We start from the raw sequence: 16,783 nt of genomic DNA, 5'->3' as shown, positions 1-16,783 counted from the left end.
GACTTGGCTCTTCTTCCACCGCTACGGGGGCGCAGGTCTGATGGAGCTCACCCTCATGCCGTGTGATCAGGAGCAGAATGGCGGCGAGGCGTTCGCCATGAGAGGAGGGCCTGTGGACGTGGGGGAGCGGTGGGCGTACCGGGTGGCGCCACACCACGGACCCGTCGCAGAAGTCGAGGTCCTGAAGATGGGTACGCAACGCCCGGTGCGGGTCAAAGTCCGCTTCGTCGCGGAGGAAGCGGAAGGCCGACAGGAGTGGGTGCCGCCAGCCCGGCTGCGTGTCGCCTGGCAGGACAAGGACGCGTGGCTGGCCCGCGAGCAGCAGTGGAGCGAACTGACGAAAGACAGCCCGGACGACGAGGACCCTGCCTTTCGGGCGGTCGTCATCCTCTTCGACGAGCACCTGTGGGAGGGGCTGGTGTCCTTTGGTGTCAACTACCGTGACCGAGGCCTGCTGTACGTCGACGATGTCCCCGCGCTGGCTGCGCTCCTCGACGTGCCCGAAAGCTTCTTCTGCAGCGACCCACGTGCCTTCACCGACACCGACGGCGCGCTGACCGCGCCCTGGCCCACCACCGTTGACGTCGCACGACTCCTGGCCCGCACCCGGGCCGACCACCTGATGGCCGTCGTGGACAAACACGAATGTCAGGCACGCCAAGACGCGATCTACGGCCGCTACTACCCCGGCCGCGGCAAGAATCCCGGCACCCACATCAGCCCCGAGATCTGCGCAGAAGTCGACCGCAGCAACCAACCCGCCTACAACCTGCTGCGCCAATGGTGCGGCGCGGACGTGGTCGAAAACTTCGAAGAACTCAAGGCCCTGCGCGACGAAGTCCTCCGCATCGGCCAGCTCATGGAACAGGCCATCGGCAGCCTCCGCCAAGCCGGACAGGCCAAGACAGCCGACCGCTTCGAACGGGAACTCGGCATCCCCCTCGAGACGTTGCGCCAGGCCGAGCGCGACGACTGACACCCCCGACCGACCGGGCACCAACGACAGGAAGATCCGTGGCCCGCACCAAGCTCAACGAGCGCCAACTCGAAGTCCTGCGCCGCATTTGCCATGGTCAGACGCCCATCACCTCCGATGACTCCGACCTCACCGCGACCGTCTATGCCCTGCGCAATCGTGGCCTGGTCACCACAACCCGGGCCGACGGCCGCTGGAGCGCAGCCCCCACCGAAGTCGGCCACCGGAACCTCGCCCAAACCGACGCCACGCTCGCCCCACGCCCGAGCACCTCTGCTCCGCCGACGGCACCCGAGGCGGCGGAACTGATCAGCAGACTCCAGCAATCCGGCGGCACCCTGCACATCGCCAACCCCACATCGAACGAGCGGGCCCACTGGCGCCGCGCCCTGCATGCCGCACGCGCAGACCACCTGGTCCCCGACGGCCACCATCTCCAGCACACCGGACGCGACAAAGGCGACCTGATCATCACCCTGCGCCCCGGGCCACCGCCGCGACGCTCCACGCCCCCAGACGAGACCGTCCCCGTCCCCGACGACCTGCCAGCAGAACGCCTGCACCCCGCAGCCGCCACAGCACACATCCCGGCCTGTCCAGACTGCCAGCCCCGCGCCCGCCGCATCCTCCACGCCCTCTGCCACACAGCCGAAGCCAAGAACTACACCGTCAGCAACCCCGAGACCGGTTCAGCAGCCAGCCTGGTGATCACCATCGGCGATAGTTCCTTCCCGCTCTCCTTCCACGAAGGCTCCTACGAGGTACCCGACCCCAGCGGCGCGAAGTACGCCTGGCAACGCGTGATCGCGCGCACCACACGCCCATCCCACGAACTCGAACTCAGCCTCGAGCACACCTACGCCCATCGAGGCCGACGCTCTCACTGGGGAGACAGGCAACGCTGGCGCCTGGAAGACAAACTCCCCACCCTGTTCCGAGAGATCGCCCACCGCGCACACGCCGAGTACGAACGACGGCAGGCCCAGCAGCGCAAGGAAGAAGAGACACGCCAACGCTGGCTGACTGCGATGCGGCAGGCTCGCACTGCGCTTCTGGAAGACCACCGGCTGAAGGCCCTGCGCACGCAGGTACAGGCCTGGCAGGAAGCCACTGCCATCCGCGCCTACTGCGACGCGCTCGAAGACCACCACGCCGCCACCGACGTGGCCGAAGCAACCACTGCCTGGACCACCTGGGCCCGGGCCTATGCGGACCGCATCGACCCTGTACCTCAGAACCCAGGACTACCGGACTCTCCGACGATCACACCAGAGGACCTGCGCCCGTATCTGCGTGGTTGGAGCCCGTACGAGCCCAAACGGGCATGACAGAGGCTGCGTTTGAAGGATCGTATATGTTCGTGACGTGACAGGTTGGTCGGGGGCTTGTCGATCAGGTCGCGCTCGTGTGGTTGCTGACGTGGCGGACGGTATCGGCGGGTGCGCCGTTGGCTGTCCCACACCGCCTGCACCACACCCGAGCACCTCATCCAGACCATCTGGCACGGCATCGTCCCCACCTCATCGACGGATGCCGCACCGGGACCGGACTGTCCCTCACCCCAACGATTTCATGAGTCAAGCTCAGTAGGTGGAAGCGGGTGGGAGGAGGCGGTCCAGAACGGCGTCGTGTTCTTGGAACACCACCCGCCCCACGTTGCGCAGTTCGCGGGTGAGCTGCAGGTCGATGTCTTCGGTGGGGAGCGGGCCCAGTACCACTGCGGACGGGCGGGTTCCGGCGTCGTGGAGTGTGGCCAGGTCCATGGCGACGAGTCTGGCGCCGTACAGGCGGGCGACGGTGTGCGCGATGGCGAGCCCCGGCCCGTCCAGGTCGCCTGCATACCGCAGCGCCACGCCCTGGTCGACGGCGAGTTGCAGCAGGGCGTGGTCGACGGCGCGCAACTGTCCGCTGGTGCACGCCAGCGGCGCGGTGTGGCCGTAGGCGAAGGCGGCTTCGAGGACGGAGGGGTTCTCCACCACGGTGAGTACCTGGGTCGGGTCCAGACGTGGGGGAGTGCGGGTCAGGTCGAACAGGTGCAGCGCGACGGGCGCGACGGCGTCGCGTAGGCGCCGGTCGACCGGTCCGTCGCCGATGGCCTGGACGTGGTGGAGCAGCACGGTGGCGGTGAGCCGGTCAGGGACGACTCCGGTCTGCTCGAGCAGGGCGCGGATCCGGTCCGGCCGTGTCGGCTCCACCTGTCCGGTCAGTTCGGCGACCAGTGTGACGAGCCGGCTGCCGGCGAGGGTGTCGAGGTCGAAGAAATGGGGATCGCCAGCGGTGTCGTGGGCGAGCTTGGGCAGCGAGACCGGCGGGTCGGCCGGCAGCCGTGTCGCCACGGCGGCGAGGGCGTCGACCAGCTTGCGCACCCCTGCGCCTTCGTCGACGCCGATCCCGGCGGCGCGCATCCGCGAGACCAGCCCCGGACACGCCGGCAGCTGTGCGGCCGCGTACTGCCACACATCCTGGCGCAGCACCGCGTCGCTCATGCGCTGCCGCGCGCGGTCGATCACCGGCTGTCCCACAGCATGCTCCACCAGCGCCACCAAGTCCTGCGGTTCCAGCCGCAGCACCTGGCGTAGCGCTCGTACCGGCACTCGCGCCCCGCGGGCGTCCACGACCACTGCGGAGGTGCCGCGCCGCAGCCGCCCCGCGTCGTCCAGCCACGCCCGCAACGCCGCTACCCCCGCCGGCGGCAGCCCGGTCACGCGCACACTCGCCATTGCTGCCGGATCCGTCCCGGCGCACAGCCGGTCGTGCACGGCGGCCCACAGCGGGGCCAGTGCCTCATCGTCCGCGACCCATTCCCATGTCGTGCCCATCAGTCGGCCATCCCGCCGTCGAAGCCCTGGCCGAGGTCCAGCGTCAGCGGCTGCGCTTCCCCGTGGCCCTGCCACAGCCACGGCACCGTCACGCGGTGCTTCCCGCTGGTGATGACCTGGTGGATGACGACCTGCCCGGCCTCCTTCTTGATCACTGGGGTCATCGAGGGCGCGGTCGCCAACACGTCGAACTCCCACCGGCGCAGCAGTCCCAGCATCTGCCGAAGGTTCGCGTCGTCGAACGCCGCATCCAGCTCGTCGATCGACAGCAGTCGCGGCCCGCGGTACTCCCCGCTGTACATCGACCACGCGGCCGCCAGCAGGGGCAGCATCGTGGCCAGGCGGCGCTCCCCGGTCGACAACGTCTCCAGCGGGTTCATGCCGCGCGGTTTGACCTCCTTGAAGCGGTCACCGTCCCCGTCGCTGAACGAGGAATGTGTCACCGAGATCGTCCACTCGTGCCAGGCCCGGTAGTCGAAGGTGTGCGCGACCCGATCCGCCCATGTGTCCCCGACGGACTCGTCCATCCGCTGCCGCAGCACGTCATACATCCGCTCGAACATCTCGTCCGAGGGAGGACTTTTCACCAGTTCCACCATGGCTTTCGCGTCCGCGTCCTTGCGCACCGCCCACTCGACCTTCACGCCCACCCGCGCCACCCCGGTACGCACGTCCTTCAAGGTCTGGCCAATCTGCCGCACCAGTTGCTGCGCGAGATCCTGGCGGACCTGAACGTCGCGCTGCAGCTGGGCGAACATGCTGGTCTTGATGGCCTTCTTGATGTCGGCGCGCAGGTCTTGCTCTAGCTGGGCGACAGCCGCGCGCAGCGCCTCCACCGCGGCCCGCAGGTCCTGGCCGCGGGCGGCGGCCGGATCGGCTACCTCGGCACGCTGCCAACCGGTGCCCGAAATGTTGGTGAGGATGACCTGACGGTTGAACCGGGCCAGTGCGCTGTTGGCGGTGCGGGCGGCGCCCTCGAGGGTCTTCAGCGCAACGTCCCGGGCCCGGGACGCTGCGGCGAGCCGGTCCGCCCCCACCCCCGCGCCTGGCCCGGTGGGGCGGTCGGCCAGCAGGTGCCTGGCCCAGGCCAGTCCCGCGGTCAGGTTCGCGGGTCGGCCCTCCGGCCCGGTGGAGATGTCCTCGTCGACCAGTGCCAGGCCCTCGTCGACGAGCCGGCCCAACCGGGTAAGGCAGGCATCGCGGCGCTCCTCGGCCGCCTGGCGCAGCGGCGCGACCTCGTCCAGCCGCGCCCGGGCCGACGCCGCGTCAGCAGCAGCCTCTTCCTTGGCGCGTTGCAGCTCCTCCACTCGTGCCCGGGCGCGGTCGAGCGCACCGGTGACCTCCTGCAGCGAGGCGCGCAGCTCCTCGTACTCGGCGCCGTGCAGGCGCCGCATCTCCTCGACAGCCGCCTTCTCGCGCCCCGCGTCCACGGCGGCCTGCTCCGCCTCCCGGGCGGCGTCGGCCGCCAAGGCCCGCCAGCGCCCAGCGGTTGCCGCATCCTGGCGTGCCCGTCCCGCGAGGTCGATCACCCGCCCTGCGGCGCCCCGCCAGGCCTCGACCTGCCGGAACATCAAGGTGGTGTCCTCGCGGTGGGCATCGGCCGCCTTCGGATCCGTGGGCAACACGGTGCCGCCCCCCGCGTCGGCGGCCCGGCTCAACGCCCGCAGCGCCTGACGCACGGCCTCGCCGGCCCGGCGGTGCCGCTCGCGCGCGTCGGCCGTACGCCTGATGGAGTGCTGCAACTGCTCGCTCGCGTCGTCCTCCTGCTGCTGGGCCGAGAAGACCTGACCCAGCGGCGGGAAACCGGCCTGTTCGGCATCGGCGTGGGCCTGGGCGTCCTTTGCCTGCTCCCACCCGGCGTGACTGGCGGCCGCGGTCCCGGCCGTCTCCCGCGCCGTGACTTCAGCCGTCCGGGCTGCGGCCAGTGCCGCGGTCGCCACCTGTTCGGTGTGCCGTGCCTCCTGGGCCAGCAGCTCCAGCGAGCTGCGGCGCCGCGCGGCAGCCGCGTCCAGGGCGTGCAGTGCCTGCGCAAGCTCGCGTTCAGCCAGGCGGATGTCCTGAGCGGACCGGTTGCGGGTCTCCTGCAGCGACTCAAGAAGGCCCTGCCACCTCTCACGGGCCTGCTCCCACCCGGCGGGGGAGGGGAACCGGTCCCGCTCCATCGCGGCGGCGTTCACCCGGGCACGAGCACGCGCAGTCTCCTCGCGTGCCCGGTGCAATGTCCCCTGCGCCTGGTCGAGTTGCTGCTCCAGGCCGGCTACGTGCTGGAACCGGGCGCGTTCGCGGGCACTTCGCCCGATGAACCGCGCCTGGTAGCCGGCCGGTGCGACCGCGGTCGCCACCGCGATCGTAACCTGATCGCCCGCCGACGGGTCCAGAGGAATCGACCGCAGCAGCTGGTGGACCCGCTCGGGGGCGATCCGGCCCTGCGCGTCGGGCCGAAGCACGTCCGCCAGACTCGCTCCCGACGCCGCCGCAGCTCCAGGTCGCAGGGTCACATCCCCTGCCACCGCCTGCCCGTCGGCACGGACCAGTGCGTCCAGCAGGCCACTGACCAGCAGAGCACCCTCGAGGCGATCCTTGGCCCCGTCCGTCAGGTGTTCGGCGAAGTCCACCAGCGCCCACAACGGGGTGCCGTCCACGGGCTGCCGACTGCGCCACAGCGGTGCCGGTGGCACCGGCGCCGCCTGTCGGGCCTGCTCCAGCTGCTGCTCCAAGTCGCGGACCGTCTCCTGCGCGAGTCCCGCCGCTTGGTCGGCGGCGTCCACCGCACGCTGGAGCCGTCCGGCGGCCGCGGCGTGCGCCCGCTCCAGGGACACCTGGATCTGCGCGACTGTCTGCGCGGCGTCGACCGTGGCCCCGTCCCCGGTCGGCTCCGGCACCATGCCGACGTCGATCAGTACCGTGTCATGCCGCCACATGCCGACCAGGCCCTGCCACTGCTCCCAGGCCGCCACGGCCGCCGATCCGGCCCCGTCCGCTGCCTCCTGAGCCTGCGCGACGGCGGCCTCCGCCTGTGCGACCTGACGCCGGTGCGTCTCCTGGTGCTGCTCCCGGGCCTCCTGCTCGGCCGCGTCCTGCTCCCGGGCCTCCTCCTGCGCCCCGCGCAACGCCTTCGAGGCTTGCTCGGCTGCGCTGAGTGCCTGCTCCCACAGCGTGCGTGCCTGCTCCCATGCCCCGGTCGCCTGCTCGGCCAACGCGCGGTCCGCGACTGCCTGTCGATGGTGCCCTGCCGCGTCGATCCTCGCCCGCGCCTCGCCCGCGATTTGAGCGAGCCCTGCTGTCAGTTTCCCGACGGGCAACCGCTCCCCGTCGCCGCGACCGTCCCGCACGAGCAGCTCGAGGGCGGGACCGCGCAACTCCACTGCCTCATCTGCCCACTGCCGCATCTCCTCAAGCAGCGTGTCCTCGGCCTGCGCCCGCGTCCTGCCCTTCTGGTCGGCCGTGGCCCGGTCCGTTTCCTCGACCCCTTCGGCCTCGCGCAGATCGGCCGCCGCCGCGACTTCCATTCCCTGCGCCGTCGCATGGTCTCCGAGCGCGGCTTCTACCTTCCGCATCTGGGAGATCCGGGTGTCCACCCACGCCAGCGGTGCCGCGCACGCCTCGTCGACCACGTCTGCGGCCACTGCCGCGGCCTCGGCCGCCACCAGCCGCTCGTCGAGGGTGAGTAGTCCCTCCAGGGCCGCATCCGCGCCCAGCCGGCCCCCCACCACCCGCAATGGCCCGGACACCGCCGACACGGCGCCCTGCGCCGACCGGACGCCATCCGCCGACTCCCGGGCGGCACCCTCAGCCCGGGAAGCCTCGCCGCCGACCTCATCCGACCGTTTGGCCGCCGTGCGGGCGGCAGCGGCCAGTTCGACCGCCCGCTGCTCACGCTGCGGAAGGACCGCGCCCGCGTGTCCACGCAGCTCCTCCTCCGCCGCGTTCTTGCGCCCCTCCAACTCCCCGATCTCGGCTCGCGTCCCGGCCAGCAGCTCTACGGCCTCGGCTTCCCGCGCCGCGGCCTGCTGCGCCTCCTCACTCGCCTGGCGCTCACGCCTGGTCTGAGCGTCGAACCCGGTGTTCGCCGCGATGAGCGAGGCGGCCTCGACCACCGCCACCGCCTCCACGTACCGGCGATACGCCCGTTCCGCGCCCTGCAGCAGCTTCTCTTCCGCCTGGGCGCGCTCCAACTGGTCCTCGAGTTCGGAGATCCGCTCCATTGCCTGAGCGATCACCGTCAGCCGCTCGCTGTCCAGCGCAGGCAGTGCGCTGGACAGCAGCCGGCCCATCTCGGCTGCGGAGATCGCCTCGGCAGTGCGCACACTGCGCAGGCTGCGCAGCACTCCCACCAGCGCGTCGAACTGCACCTCGTCCAGCGGGGCGAACAACTCCTCGCGTACCGCCCGCCGGTAGTCGTGCTCGTCCCCGACCACCCGCAGATGCTCCGACAACCGCGCCCGGTTCGAGGCCGCAGACGAGGAGCTGGAGGTGAAGGCCTGCCCCTGACAGGCAGCCAATTGCGCTGCGAGGTCACCGATCCGCACCGGCTCCCGGTCCACCTGCAGACTCAGCTGCTCCCCGACTCGTCCCCGCGCCAGGAAAAACACCCGGTGCACCGTCTTGCCGACTGCCCTCAGCCACAACCCGGTCGTCACATACTCCACAGTCCCGCCATCGGTGCGCCGCCCGTACTCCAGCCACCACACCCCCGTGCGGTCCTGCTGTTCGTCCCGGTCGGTGTGCCGGCTCAGCAACGTCCCCGCTGCCTTCCCCGACACCGACAAGGCGGTCTGCGACACATCCGCGTCCAACAGCACCGTGACCAGCATCGATGCCGACAAGGACTTCCCCGACCCGTTCGGTCCCGCGAGTGTCAGCCACCCGTTGGCGAACAGCAGTTCCTCCTCGGCCCAGGCCCAGGAGTTCACCACTCCGGCCCGTGTGGGCTGCCAGCGGCCCTCCGCGACCGGCATTCCCAGCCCGAGGCCACCGGCCTGGACGGGCCCGTTTCCGGCGATCATCACGCGTCCCCCTCAGCCGGTTCGGCACCGGACGCCTCGCCGGGCTCTGGCCCCGCTGCTCCGCGGGCGGCGTGCGCCACCCGCACCCGCCACAGATGCACCCCGGGCGTCGCCTGCCACTGCTCCGTCTCACCTACCACCGGCACCAGCAGCCGCGCGGCCGCCAGCTCACTAATCGCTGCCCGCGCCAACGCGGGAAGCTGTGCCTTGTGACCGGCCGCCCAGTTCGGCATCACCGCCCGCACCTCCTCCAGTAGCTCCACTACGTCGCCCACCTGCACCACCGAACCAGTCCGGCCCCGCTCGGACAGGTGAGCCAGTAGCGCCAGCGCGGCCTGCCGCTCCATCCGCCGCCCGTTGGGGAAGTCCATTGCGGTCCCGAGCCCGCTGGGATTGGTGACCTCCCACCAGTCCCGGCGCACTGTCACCCCCAATCCCAGGCTGGCCAGCAGTGCCAGCCCCCGCTCCCGGCCGGCCAGCGTGTGCAGGTATGCCGTCCCCGGCGTCTGCTCGTCGAAGGGATCCACGCCCGGGTCGTCCACCAGCCGCCGCAGCGCCTGCAGCCGCCGCTCCTCCAACGACGCCGTCTGATCCGGCTCCGGCGTCATCGGGTCGAGCAGCGAAGCGGTCGACAATGCCGCCGCGTGCTCCTGCGGAGGCAGCGCATCCAGGCCGAGCAGCGCGGGGGACAGTGACGAGAACCGTGCCGCCAGCCGGTCCCTCGAGGCCGTCACCACAAGGTCAGCGTCCTCGTCCATCACGACCCGCTCCAGGTCGGAGTCGGCCTCCACTGAACCCTCGGCCTCCAGCACCTGCAACGCGTCCACCAGGTTCTGCCGGTGCCAGCGGGCCTCCTGCTTCGACGTCCCCTCCCCTGCCACCCACTGCACCCGCGGCAGCCCACCAGAGGTAGCCTCCTCTGCGCACACCTGCGCGAGCGCCTGCATCAACTCCCGCACGCTCAACCGCGGCCGCCGCCACAACTGCTCGCACACCAGGCACACCAGCACCAGCGCCTCCTGGGACAGCAGCACCGGACGGCCTCCGCCGCGGGTCACCGAAGGCCCCCGGTCGCCAGGGACATCCACACGCCGCTTGTGCAGCCGGACCAGCTGCGCCACCTCCAGTACCTCGAACGTCCAGCCCAGTTCCGACCGGAACAGCCCCGCCAACGAGGCTTGCCCCTTTACAGCCGCCCGGTACAGCTCCGGCTCAGCCTCGGCCCGAAGCCGTCCCCGATCCACCAGCACCCGGGCCGCATCCCGCAGATCGGCCTCCAACACCTCGCCGCTCATGCCGCCCCCTGCACGTCCGCTTCGTCGGCCCGCTCGCTCGCATCGACACGGATACGCAGATCCGGGCCGGTCAGCACCCCTTCGGCCAACTCCACCCGGACCTGCCGGTCTGCCATCCCCGGCCGTACCCGCACCACGACGTTGGCCCCCTCGGCTACCGCAGACCCGAACCCCAGCACCGGGTCGAATTCCTGCAGCGCCGCCTCCACCGCCCGCAGCAAGATCACCGAAGCATCCGCTGCCAACCCCGCGAAATGCTCCAGCCCCACCTCTCCGGGCGTCACCAGCACCCGGGCAAACCGGCGGCGCAGCTGCGCCTCCTCGCGTGCCTGCGCCAGCGCGCCCTCCCGGTCCACGGTGGTGTCCGCCAGCTTCCGGGGCCTGCCCCCAGGCTTCCCCACCCGCTCATGCTCACGCAGCGTCACCTCTACGCGGTGCACCGTGAGTCCGGCTGCAGCCACCGTCGCATGCGCCACGTCCTCCTCGGCCGGCCCGATCTGAGCGTGCCACGCCGGCCAGTCCCCAAACGCCGCCCCGTACACGCGCCGCGCCTGCTCCTCGCCGCCCTGCCGGTGCAAACTGCGCGCCACAGAGCGGAAGTCAGCCCCCAGATCCGCACCCCGCCTCCTGGCCGCGTACCGCCGGTCGATCGCGATCAGGAGCGTGTGCACAGCACCAGTCGCCGAAGCGATCAACCGGTAAACCGTCCCGTCCGGCGTGAACCACGCCTCCAAGTCGGCCAAGCGACGCATCCGCTCGTCCACCCAGCGCTGCTGCTCGGCCGGATCCACCAGCCCCGCGTGCACGGCCGCGGTCTCCACGACCGGACCGTGGCCTACCTCCCGCAACGCCGCCAGCGCGTCCCCCACCCGCCGCAGCGCTCGCCCGTACTCCCGCGGGAACTGCCGCAGCGCCTCGAGCACCCGGTCCCGGTTCCTGCCGAACACGTCGTCGTCAGTGACATCGGACTGGACCATCTGCGCCAGCGCACCGTAGAAGTCGGCTGTAACCCGCTGGAGTTCGTCGATCCGGGTCCGCACGTCATCGAGATCACCTGTCAGCAGCCCAGGATCACTCGTGAAATGCTCCAGCATCCGGCGGACCGTCTGCTCCACCCCGTCCAGCAGCCGGCTCGGCAGCTGCAGCGCACGACGGGAGTCCAGCACCGCTGCCCGTACGGCGGCTACCAGCGCCCGACCCCGCAGCGTCAACGCCCAGGCCTCCTGCCGCGAGATCACCCCGCGATAATTGCGCACCGGCGCCGCATAGTCCCTGAACGGCTTGGCGAGCTCCCACTTGGCCAGTTGCTCAAGCGACGACAGCAACTGCTCCTCGGCCAGCCCATCGTGGTAACCCACGGTGCGCAGTTGCTCGAGGATCTGAGCCGGTGTCCACATCGGGCCGCGGGTAGACAGTTCCTCCAACGCAGCCAGCATGGCCGTATAGCGTTCCCGCACGAGGTCCTCGGGCAGGGCGAACACAGTCCAGTCGCTGGACAGAACGCTCCGCCACCACTGTCGCGATTGATCCATTCCGCCCCTCGCCTCGCACGTTCCCCACGTGTACAGAGCTTCCTAGCTTGAAGGCCACCGCTGACAGATCTCTCACGAATTGGGAACAACGGCCGTTTCCCACCAGGACACAAGCGCCACCCATCAGTACTTCGTCGTCCCGGCCGCCGGTACTGACGAATCCCAGAAAAAGAATGGATCTTCGATTTCGACGGGAAAGCTGCATACCCAGTCAGGGTGTTGCCCGGGAATCATGCGGCGACCCGGTGCTGGGAGAGTTTTGCCAGCATGACCTGATTGGCTTCCCAGCCGTCGGGGAATTTGGCCGGCACGGACAGGTGCACCGGATCCATCGAGGGGTGGCTGTCGAGGAGGTCGGCGATTCCTTCGCGGGCGACGACGATGCATGCCTGCCGGTGGCGGGAGGCGAGGACACACAGCCGTCCGGTCTCCAGGTGGAAGGCTGTGGCGTCCCGGCGGCCGGACAGCGGGTGTACGACGATGACGACTTCGAACTCGCGGCCCTGCAGCCTGTTCGCGGTGTCGACCGCCACATCCGGAGCGTCCGGGTGGCCGGTCCGGGTGAGTGCGGTGCGCACCAGGTCGGCCTGATCGCGGTGGACGACGCCGATGGCGATGTCACGGGCGGTCAGGGGGCGGCCGTCGGGGTTGCGTTCGCAGGTGGCGACCGCTCCGCGCTCCAGCAGCCGACCGGCGAGATTGGCGGCGGTCTGGATGGTTTCGGTGTCGGTGCGCGGGACGTGGCGGCGCTTGAGTTCGTGCAGGGCCCAGCCGGTGGTGAAGGCCATTGTGAGGGTCTCGTCCAGGTCGGTGCTGCCGAATCCGGCGGTGTCGAACCCCAGGGCGCGGGTGCCGTGGTCGGTTCCGGCGGTGAAGCCGGTGAACGGATAGAAGGCTTCATTGACGGTGGGCGCGGCGGAGGACGGGAGGCGCCAGGACACCGGCAGCCGGTGCACGGGGATGCCCGGGTTGTGCTCCAGCATCACGCTGACGCCGTTCTGTGTCGGGTCGTGTGGCAGCCCGATCCAGCGTTCGGTGCCGACGATCGTGAACGGGTCCAGCTGGCCCGGGTCGCCGACGAACAGGCCGCGGTCGAAGCGCTCGACAATCTGCAGCAGCATGTCCGAGCGCATCTGGTAGGACTCGTCCAGGATCGCCCAGCCGAACGTGCTGTCGCGGACGGTGGCCCACTTGGCGGCGGTGCCGACGATGATCTGGCAGCCGGCCAGGTCGTCCAGGGTACGGCCGACGGTCGTGTTCGCCAGGCCGACCAGGGCCGGTGGCGGGCTGTAGCCGGTGGCGCTCAGACGGCCGACGGGGATGTCGGGGTGCTTTTCGGTGAGATTCTCGATCAGGTCGTCGACCTGGTTGTTGGTCTGGGCGACGATGATCGGGCGTTCGCCGCCTGCGGTGAGTTCCTGGGCGGCCCGGATGACCAGGGTGCTCTTGCCAGCGCCCGGTGGGGAGTCGACGACGACGGCCTTGTGCCGGGTGTCGGCCAGGTCGGCGAGGATCGCCGTGGTGGCGACATTCGCGGCTGCGGCCGGGTCGGGTGCGGTGGTGTCGTCAGTCCTCATGGCCCCACTCCTCTGCGGCGGCGTCCTCGGGTACGGCGGAGTCGGTGTCCGGCTCGTCGGGGCCGGGGCTGTGTGTCCACGGGGTGTGATCGGATGCCGGGAATACGGGTGTCGGGCGCCAGCCCGGGTCGGGAAGGTAGGCGAGGCGCTGGCCGGGCTCCGGGACGGTGCCCGGGTTCGGGGTGCGGGAGCGTCCCATGCCGCCGGTGACCTCCACGGTGACCAGCGTGGTGTCGCCGTCGGGGTGGACGGAGGCGATGACGGCCTTGTGGCCTGCCGGCATGGACGGGCTGATCAGTTTGGTGCCGGCGGCCAGCCGTACAGGGTCGTCGGTGCGGAGGGTGACGTACGGGCGTGGCACCCGTCTGTTCTTGGCCGTGGTGACCATTCGGCCGGGCACGCTCTCCTCGACCGTTCCCGCGAATGCCTCCCCGGCGCTGCGCCGGTCGGCCAGCACGAACGGGTCGTCGAACGCCATATCGGCTTCGAAGTCGGCCAGCGCTCGCTCCAGCCGGCTCAGGCGTTGTGCCGCGCCGATCGCGGTGTCCCGCTTGCGCTGGGGAAAGCCGCCGGCATCCCGGTAGTCGGAGTAGGAGGTGAAGGACACGCAGTCGCGTTCGAAGCGCTTGGCGGTCCGCGGTGCTTCGGGGACGGATCGCAGCAGCGATATGGCTGTCCACATCATGCGCCAGGTGGGCTTGACCTGTTCCGCGACCAGGTCGCGCAACTCGGCCTGGGCAGTGGCCAGGTCGTGCGGGTCGCCGAGGGTGTGGGCCGCGTCGAACCGTTGGATCGCAGGTGCCAGGTGCCGGTTGTCGAACTCCGGGGACGTCGCCGGGCCCGCCGGCGGGCAGATGTCCGGGTTCTCCGCGTCGGCCAGGGCTTGCTCGACGCTCAGCCCGTCCGGGGGCGCGATCCAGGCCATGAGCGACGCCAGGTTCTGGTCCTCCAGCGTGCTTTGGCCGGTGGCCCAGTGCTCGCTGAGCATCGCGGTGACGGGCATCAGCATGGAGGTGCCAGCCTGCTCAGACGTGTCGACCAGGAACGTCAGCCACATGCCGAATTCGGGGACGACGTCTGGTACGGCGTAGGGGCCGGAGGTCGAGCGGAAGCGGCACATGCGTCCGAGGTCGGCCAGGGCTTTGATGCCGCCGTGGTTGGGGACGAGGATCTGCGGCGCGTCGCTGTAATGGGAGCGCTCGCCGTCGCCGCGGCGGTCCTGGCGGTAGGAGTCGATGTACCTCATCACGATCTGGCCCAGCTCGGCGGCGAACGTGAACCTCTGGTCGCGGTTGCGGGGCTGCGGCACGACCAGCAGCGTCATGTCCCTCTTGGCGGTGCCGACCATGGCCGCCAGCGGAGCTCCGGCTTCTCCGGCCATGGTCAACGGGATGATCACCAGTGGCCGCCCCGACAGGCGCCGGTGGCGGAACTCGGTCTGGTGTACCGCCTCCAAGGTTTCCATCGCCTCTACATGCGCCAACGCAGACAGCATGCTCACGCGGCACCCCCGACTTCTCCGGTCAGCTCGGCGCGCAGCCGTGCGGCGTGCCGCAGCGCGGCGGCCATGTCGCTCTGGTCAGCGGTCGGTGTCAGCTGCCCGCGGGCCAGTCCGAGGGCCATGGTCACGGTGTCGATCCCGCCCAACTGTTCGCGCACCGCCGGGCCGAGTACGTCCAGTGAGGCTTCCGCGCGGGCGCGGGCGCGGCAGTAGTACGCCATCTCGCAGTGGTTCAGGCAGTCCGGGCGGTACGTCGCGGGCACCTGTTCCAGCGCCTCGGCCAGTTCTTCGGCCGGGCGGCGGGGCCGCTTGTCGTCCTTGTCGATATCGAGGTCGAAGGTGAGTCCTTCGGGCAGCAGGTCCACGAGGTCGCTGATGCGCTCGAGGCGGGCCAGCTGACGGGTCAGGGCGGATACCTGCTTGCGGGCGTCGACGAACGCCGCGGTCGGGCGGTTGGTGAAGTCCTTCGGTGCGACCAGCACGACGGTGTCGGACACGGCCTCCGGGCCGATCCCGGCCTCCTCGAGGAGAGCGCGCAGCGCGATGACGTACGCGCACGCCTGTGTAGTCGCCGACCGCACCTGCGCTGGGTCTGCCTGCCCGTCGATGATCGGGAAGCTCTTGATCTCCACGATGTAAAAGCGGCCGTCGATACGGAAAGCCACCAGATCCGGCTCCAGGAACGCCTCCTGCCCGCCGACCTCGAGGTACAGCATCGGGTGGTCGAACAGGGTGCCGTCGCCGGTGCCCTGGGCTGCCTGCAGCAGCACCTCGGCAGTGCGGTCGCGGCGGGTCTCGTTGCTGCCGTCGCCGCCGACGTCGTTCAGGTCCAGGTACGCCACCTCGGGCAGCGTCAGCTTCAGCGTCTCGCGCAGGACGCGCAGGAGTTCCGCGCAGCCGTTGTCCTTCACCATCGCCTCGAAGGCGTTGCCGCGGGCGAAGGCGAAGGCGGACTGGCCGAAGGGGGAGGGGTATCCGGCGTGCTCGGCGATCGCGGCCTTGTCGGATCCGGAGGCGTCCAGCAGGGCCCGCAGCGTGCAGCGCGGGTTGTTCTCCAGGGCGGCCAGCGAGCGGGCGTTGTAGGGCCGGCGCTTTGCGGATCCGCGCAGCGCGGCCAGTCGGTCGTCGACGGGTGCTTTCACGGTGTCGGAGATCCTTGCAGGGGAGAGGGGACTGTTGTTGAAGGAGAGGGTCAGGCCCGGGCCCGCAGGTGTGTGACGCCCTGCGAGGGCGCGCCGAACAGCTGCTGGTCGTCGCTCAGCGACTTGCGGGCCCGCCGCGAAGCCTCGGCCCGGACGGCTCGGTCGGCGTCGGCGTGCACGTCCAGCTCGGCCCGGGCGGCCTCGATCACCTGCTCCGGATCCAGAGCACTCTCGTGACCGGAGGCGCTTTTCGGCATCGCGTCGGGGATGTTCACGGCGAAGCGCCACAGCAGCCGCAGCGCCTCCGGGCTGGGTCCGTTTCCCGCGGACTGCGCCGCGGTGTGCACCGCCTCGGCGATGCGGATCGCGCCAGTGAGGAAGTCGACGCGTGGTGAGTGCGGTCCGATGATGCGCTGTTCCAGCGTCCAGGTGCTGATGGTGACGAGCGCCCGCACCGGTGTCAGCAGGTCGTGCGCCAGTGCCGGGGGGAGGTAGTACGGCCGGGCGCCGGGGCTGGAGCGGTAGGAGCGCTCCTCGTCCCGGCGCAGGCTGGACAGCTTGGACGCGGACAACTCGCCCGGGAAGAACGCCTCGTGCACGCCGACAATCAGTTTGGGGGCGGCCGGGGTCCCGAGCAGCATCAGGGCGCGGTGGACGTGCTCACGTGCCGGGAGCTGCGCTCCCCGGGCGGCCGGGGCCGCTTCCGGCGCGGGCCGGGGCGGTGCGGGCGCCGGTTCGTCGGCGTCGAGGAGGGCGTCCCAGGCCCGCTCGGCACGGCGCAGCTGCGCCCGCAGCTCGCTTGCGCGCTCGGTGTCACCGGCGGCGGAAGCGTCGCGGATCGCGCGGCGCAGGGTGCTGATGCTCTTCTCCAGGGCGTCCAGCGGATCACTCATGCCCCAGACGCTACCAGACTTCCAGAGTTTTCCAGACTTCTT

10 protein-coding genes are annotated in these 16,783 nt (G+C 70.6%); 2 read left to right on the top strand and 8 right to left on the bottom strand.

The window, feature by feature from the left end; translation table 11 throughout:
• Positions 1–40 precede the first annotated feature (40 nt).
• Both ACFY2Z_RS29740 and ACFY2Z_RS29735 read left to right on the top strand, forming a co-directional pair.
• Positions 41–976 carry a hypothetical protein gene (locus tag ACFY2Z_RS29740; protein WP_390747170.1) on the top strand — a complete coding sequence of 312 codons (936 nt, stop codon included), beginning with the start codon at positions 41–43 and terminating at the stop codon, positions 974–976.
• Between the two features lie 38 nt (positions 977–1,014).
• The gene (locus tag ACFY2Z_RS29735; protein WP_390747169.1) at positions 1,015–2,304 is read left to right on the top strand and encodes a hypothetical protein; all 1,290 of its coding nucleotides are present in this window, start codon (positions 1,015–1,017) and stop codon (positions 2,302–2,304) included.
• Between the two features lie 255 nt (positions 2,305–2,559).
• Here ACFY2Z_RS29735 and ACFY2Z_RS29730 read toward each other — a convergent pair whose 3' ends face one another.
• The 8 genes from ACFY2Z_RS29730 to ACFY2Z_RS29695 form a co-directional block, all read right to left on the bottom strand.
• Positions 2,560–3,795: a TIGR02679 domain-containing protein gene (locus tag ACFY2Z_RS29730; protein ID WP_390747168.1), complete on the bottom strand. Its 1,236-nt coding sequence runs from the start codon at positions 3,793–3,795 to the stop codon at positions 2,560–2,562.
• Positions 3,795–8,801 carry an SbcC/MukB-like Walker B domain-containing protein gene (locus tag ACFY2Z_RS29725; protein ID WP_390747233.1) on the bottom strand — a complete coding sequence of 1,669 codons (5,007 nt, stop codon included), beginning with the start codon at positions 8,799–8,801 and terminating at the stop codon, positions 3,795–3,797. Before ACFY2Z_RS29725 ends, ACFY2Z_RS29730 begins: the two co-directional genes overlap by 1 nt.
• Positions 8,801–10,096 carry a DUF2398 family protein gene (locus ACFY2Z_RS29720; protein ID WP_279562814.1) on the bottom strand — a complete coding sequence of 432 codons (1,296 nt, stop codon included), beginning with the start codon at positions 10,094–10,096 and terminating at the stop codon, positions 8,801–8,803. Before ACFY2Z_RS29720 ends, ACFY2Z_RS29725 begins: the two co-directional genes overlap by 1 nt.
• The gene (locus ACFY2Z_RS29715) at positions 10,093–11,577 is read right to left on the bottom strand and encodes a DUF2397 family protein (RefSeq protein WP_390747167.1); all 1,485 of its coding nucleotides are present in this window, start codon (positions 11,575–11,577) and stop codon (positions 10,093–10,095) included. The genes ACFY2Z_RS29720 and ACFY2Z_RS29715 overlap by 4 nt, the downstream gene beginning before the upstream one ends.
• 281 nt (positions 11,578–11,858) lie before the next feature.
• Entirely contained in the window at positions 11,859–13,205 is a 1,347-nt protein-coding gene (locus tag ACFY2Z_RS29710; RefSeq protein WP_279562812.1) for an AAA domain-containing protein, read from the bottom strand.
• On the bottom strand, positions 13,195–14,688 hold the full coding sequence (locus ACFY2Z_RS29705) for a hypothetical protein (protein WP_390747166.1): 1,494 nt from the start codon (positions 14,686–14,688) through the stop codon (positions 13,195–13,197). The genes ACFY2Z_RS29710 and ACFY2Z_RS29705 overlap by 11 nt, the downstream gene beginning before the upstream one ends.
• A 14-nt stretch (positions 14,689–14,702) precedes the next feature.
• Positions 14,703–15,848 (bottom strand): hypothetical protein, encoded by a 1,146-nt coding sequence (locus tag ACFY2Z_RS29700; protein ID WP_132838550.1) that lies wholly within the window; start codon positions 15,846–15,848, stop codon positions 14,703–14,705.
• Positions 15,849–15,898: 50 nt separating this feature from the next.
• Positions 15,899–16,741: a hypothetical protein gene (locus ACFY2Z_RS29695; protein WP_279562810.1), complete on the bottom strand. Its 843-nt coding sequence runs from the start codon at positions 16,739–16,741 to the stop codon at positions 15,899–15,901.
• Positions 16,742–16,783: the final 42 nt, after the last annotated feature.

The organism is Streptomyces sp. NPDC001222, assembly GCF_042896945.1.
In the GTDB taxonomy this organism is placed as follows: domain Bacteria; phylum Actinomycetota; class Actinomycetes; order Streptomycetales; family Streptomycetaceae; genus Streptomyces; species Streptomyces gibsoniae.
This window is presented reverse-complemented; position numbering and strand designations above follow the sequence as displayed.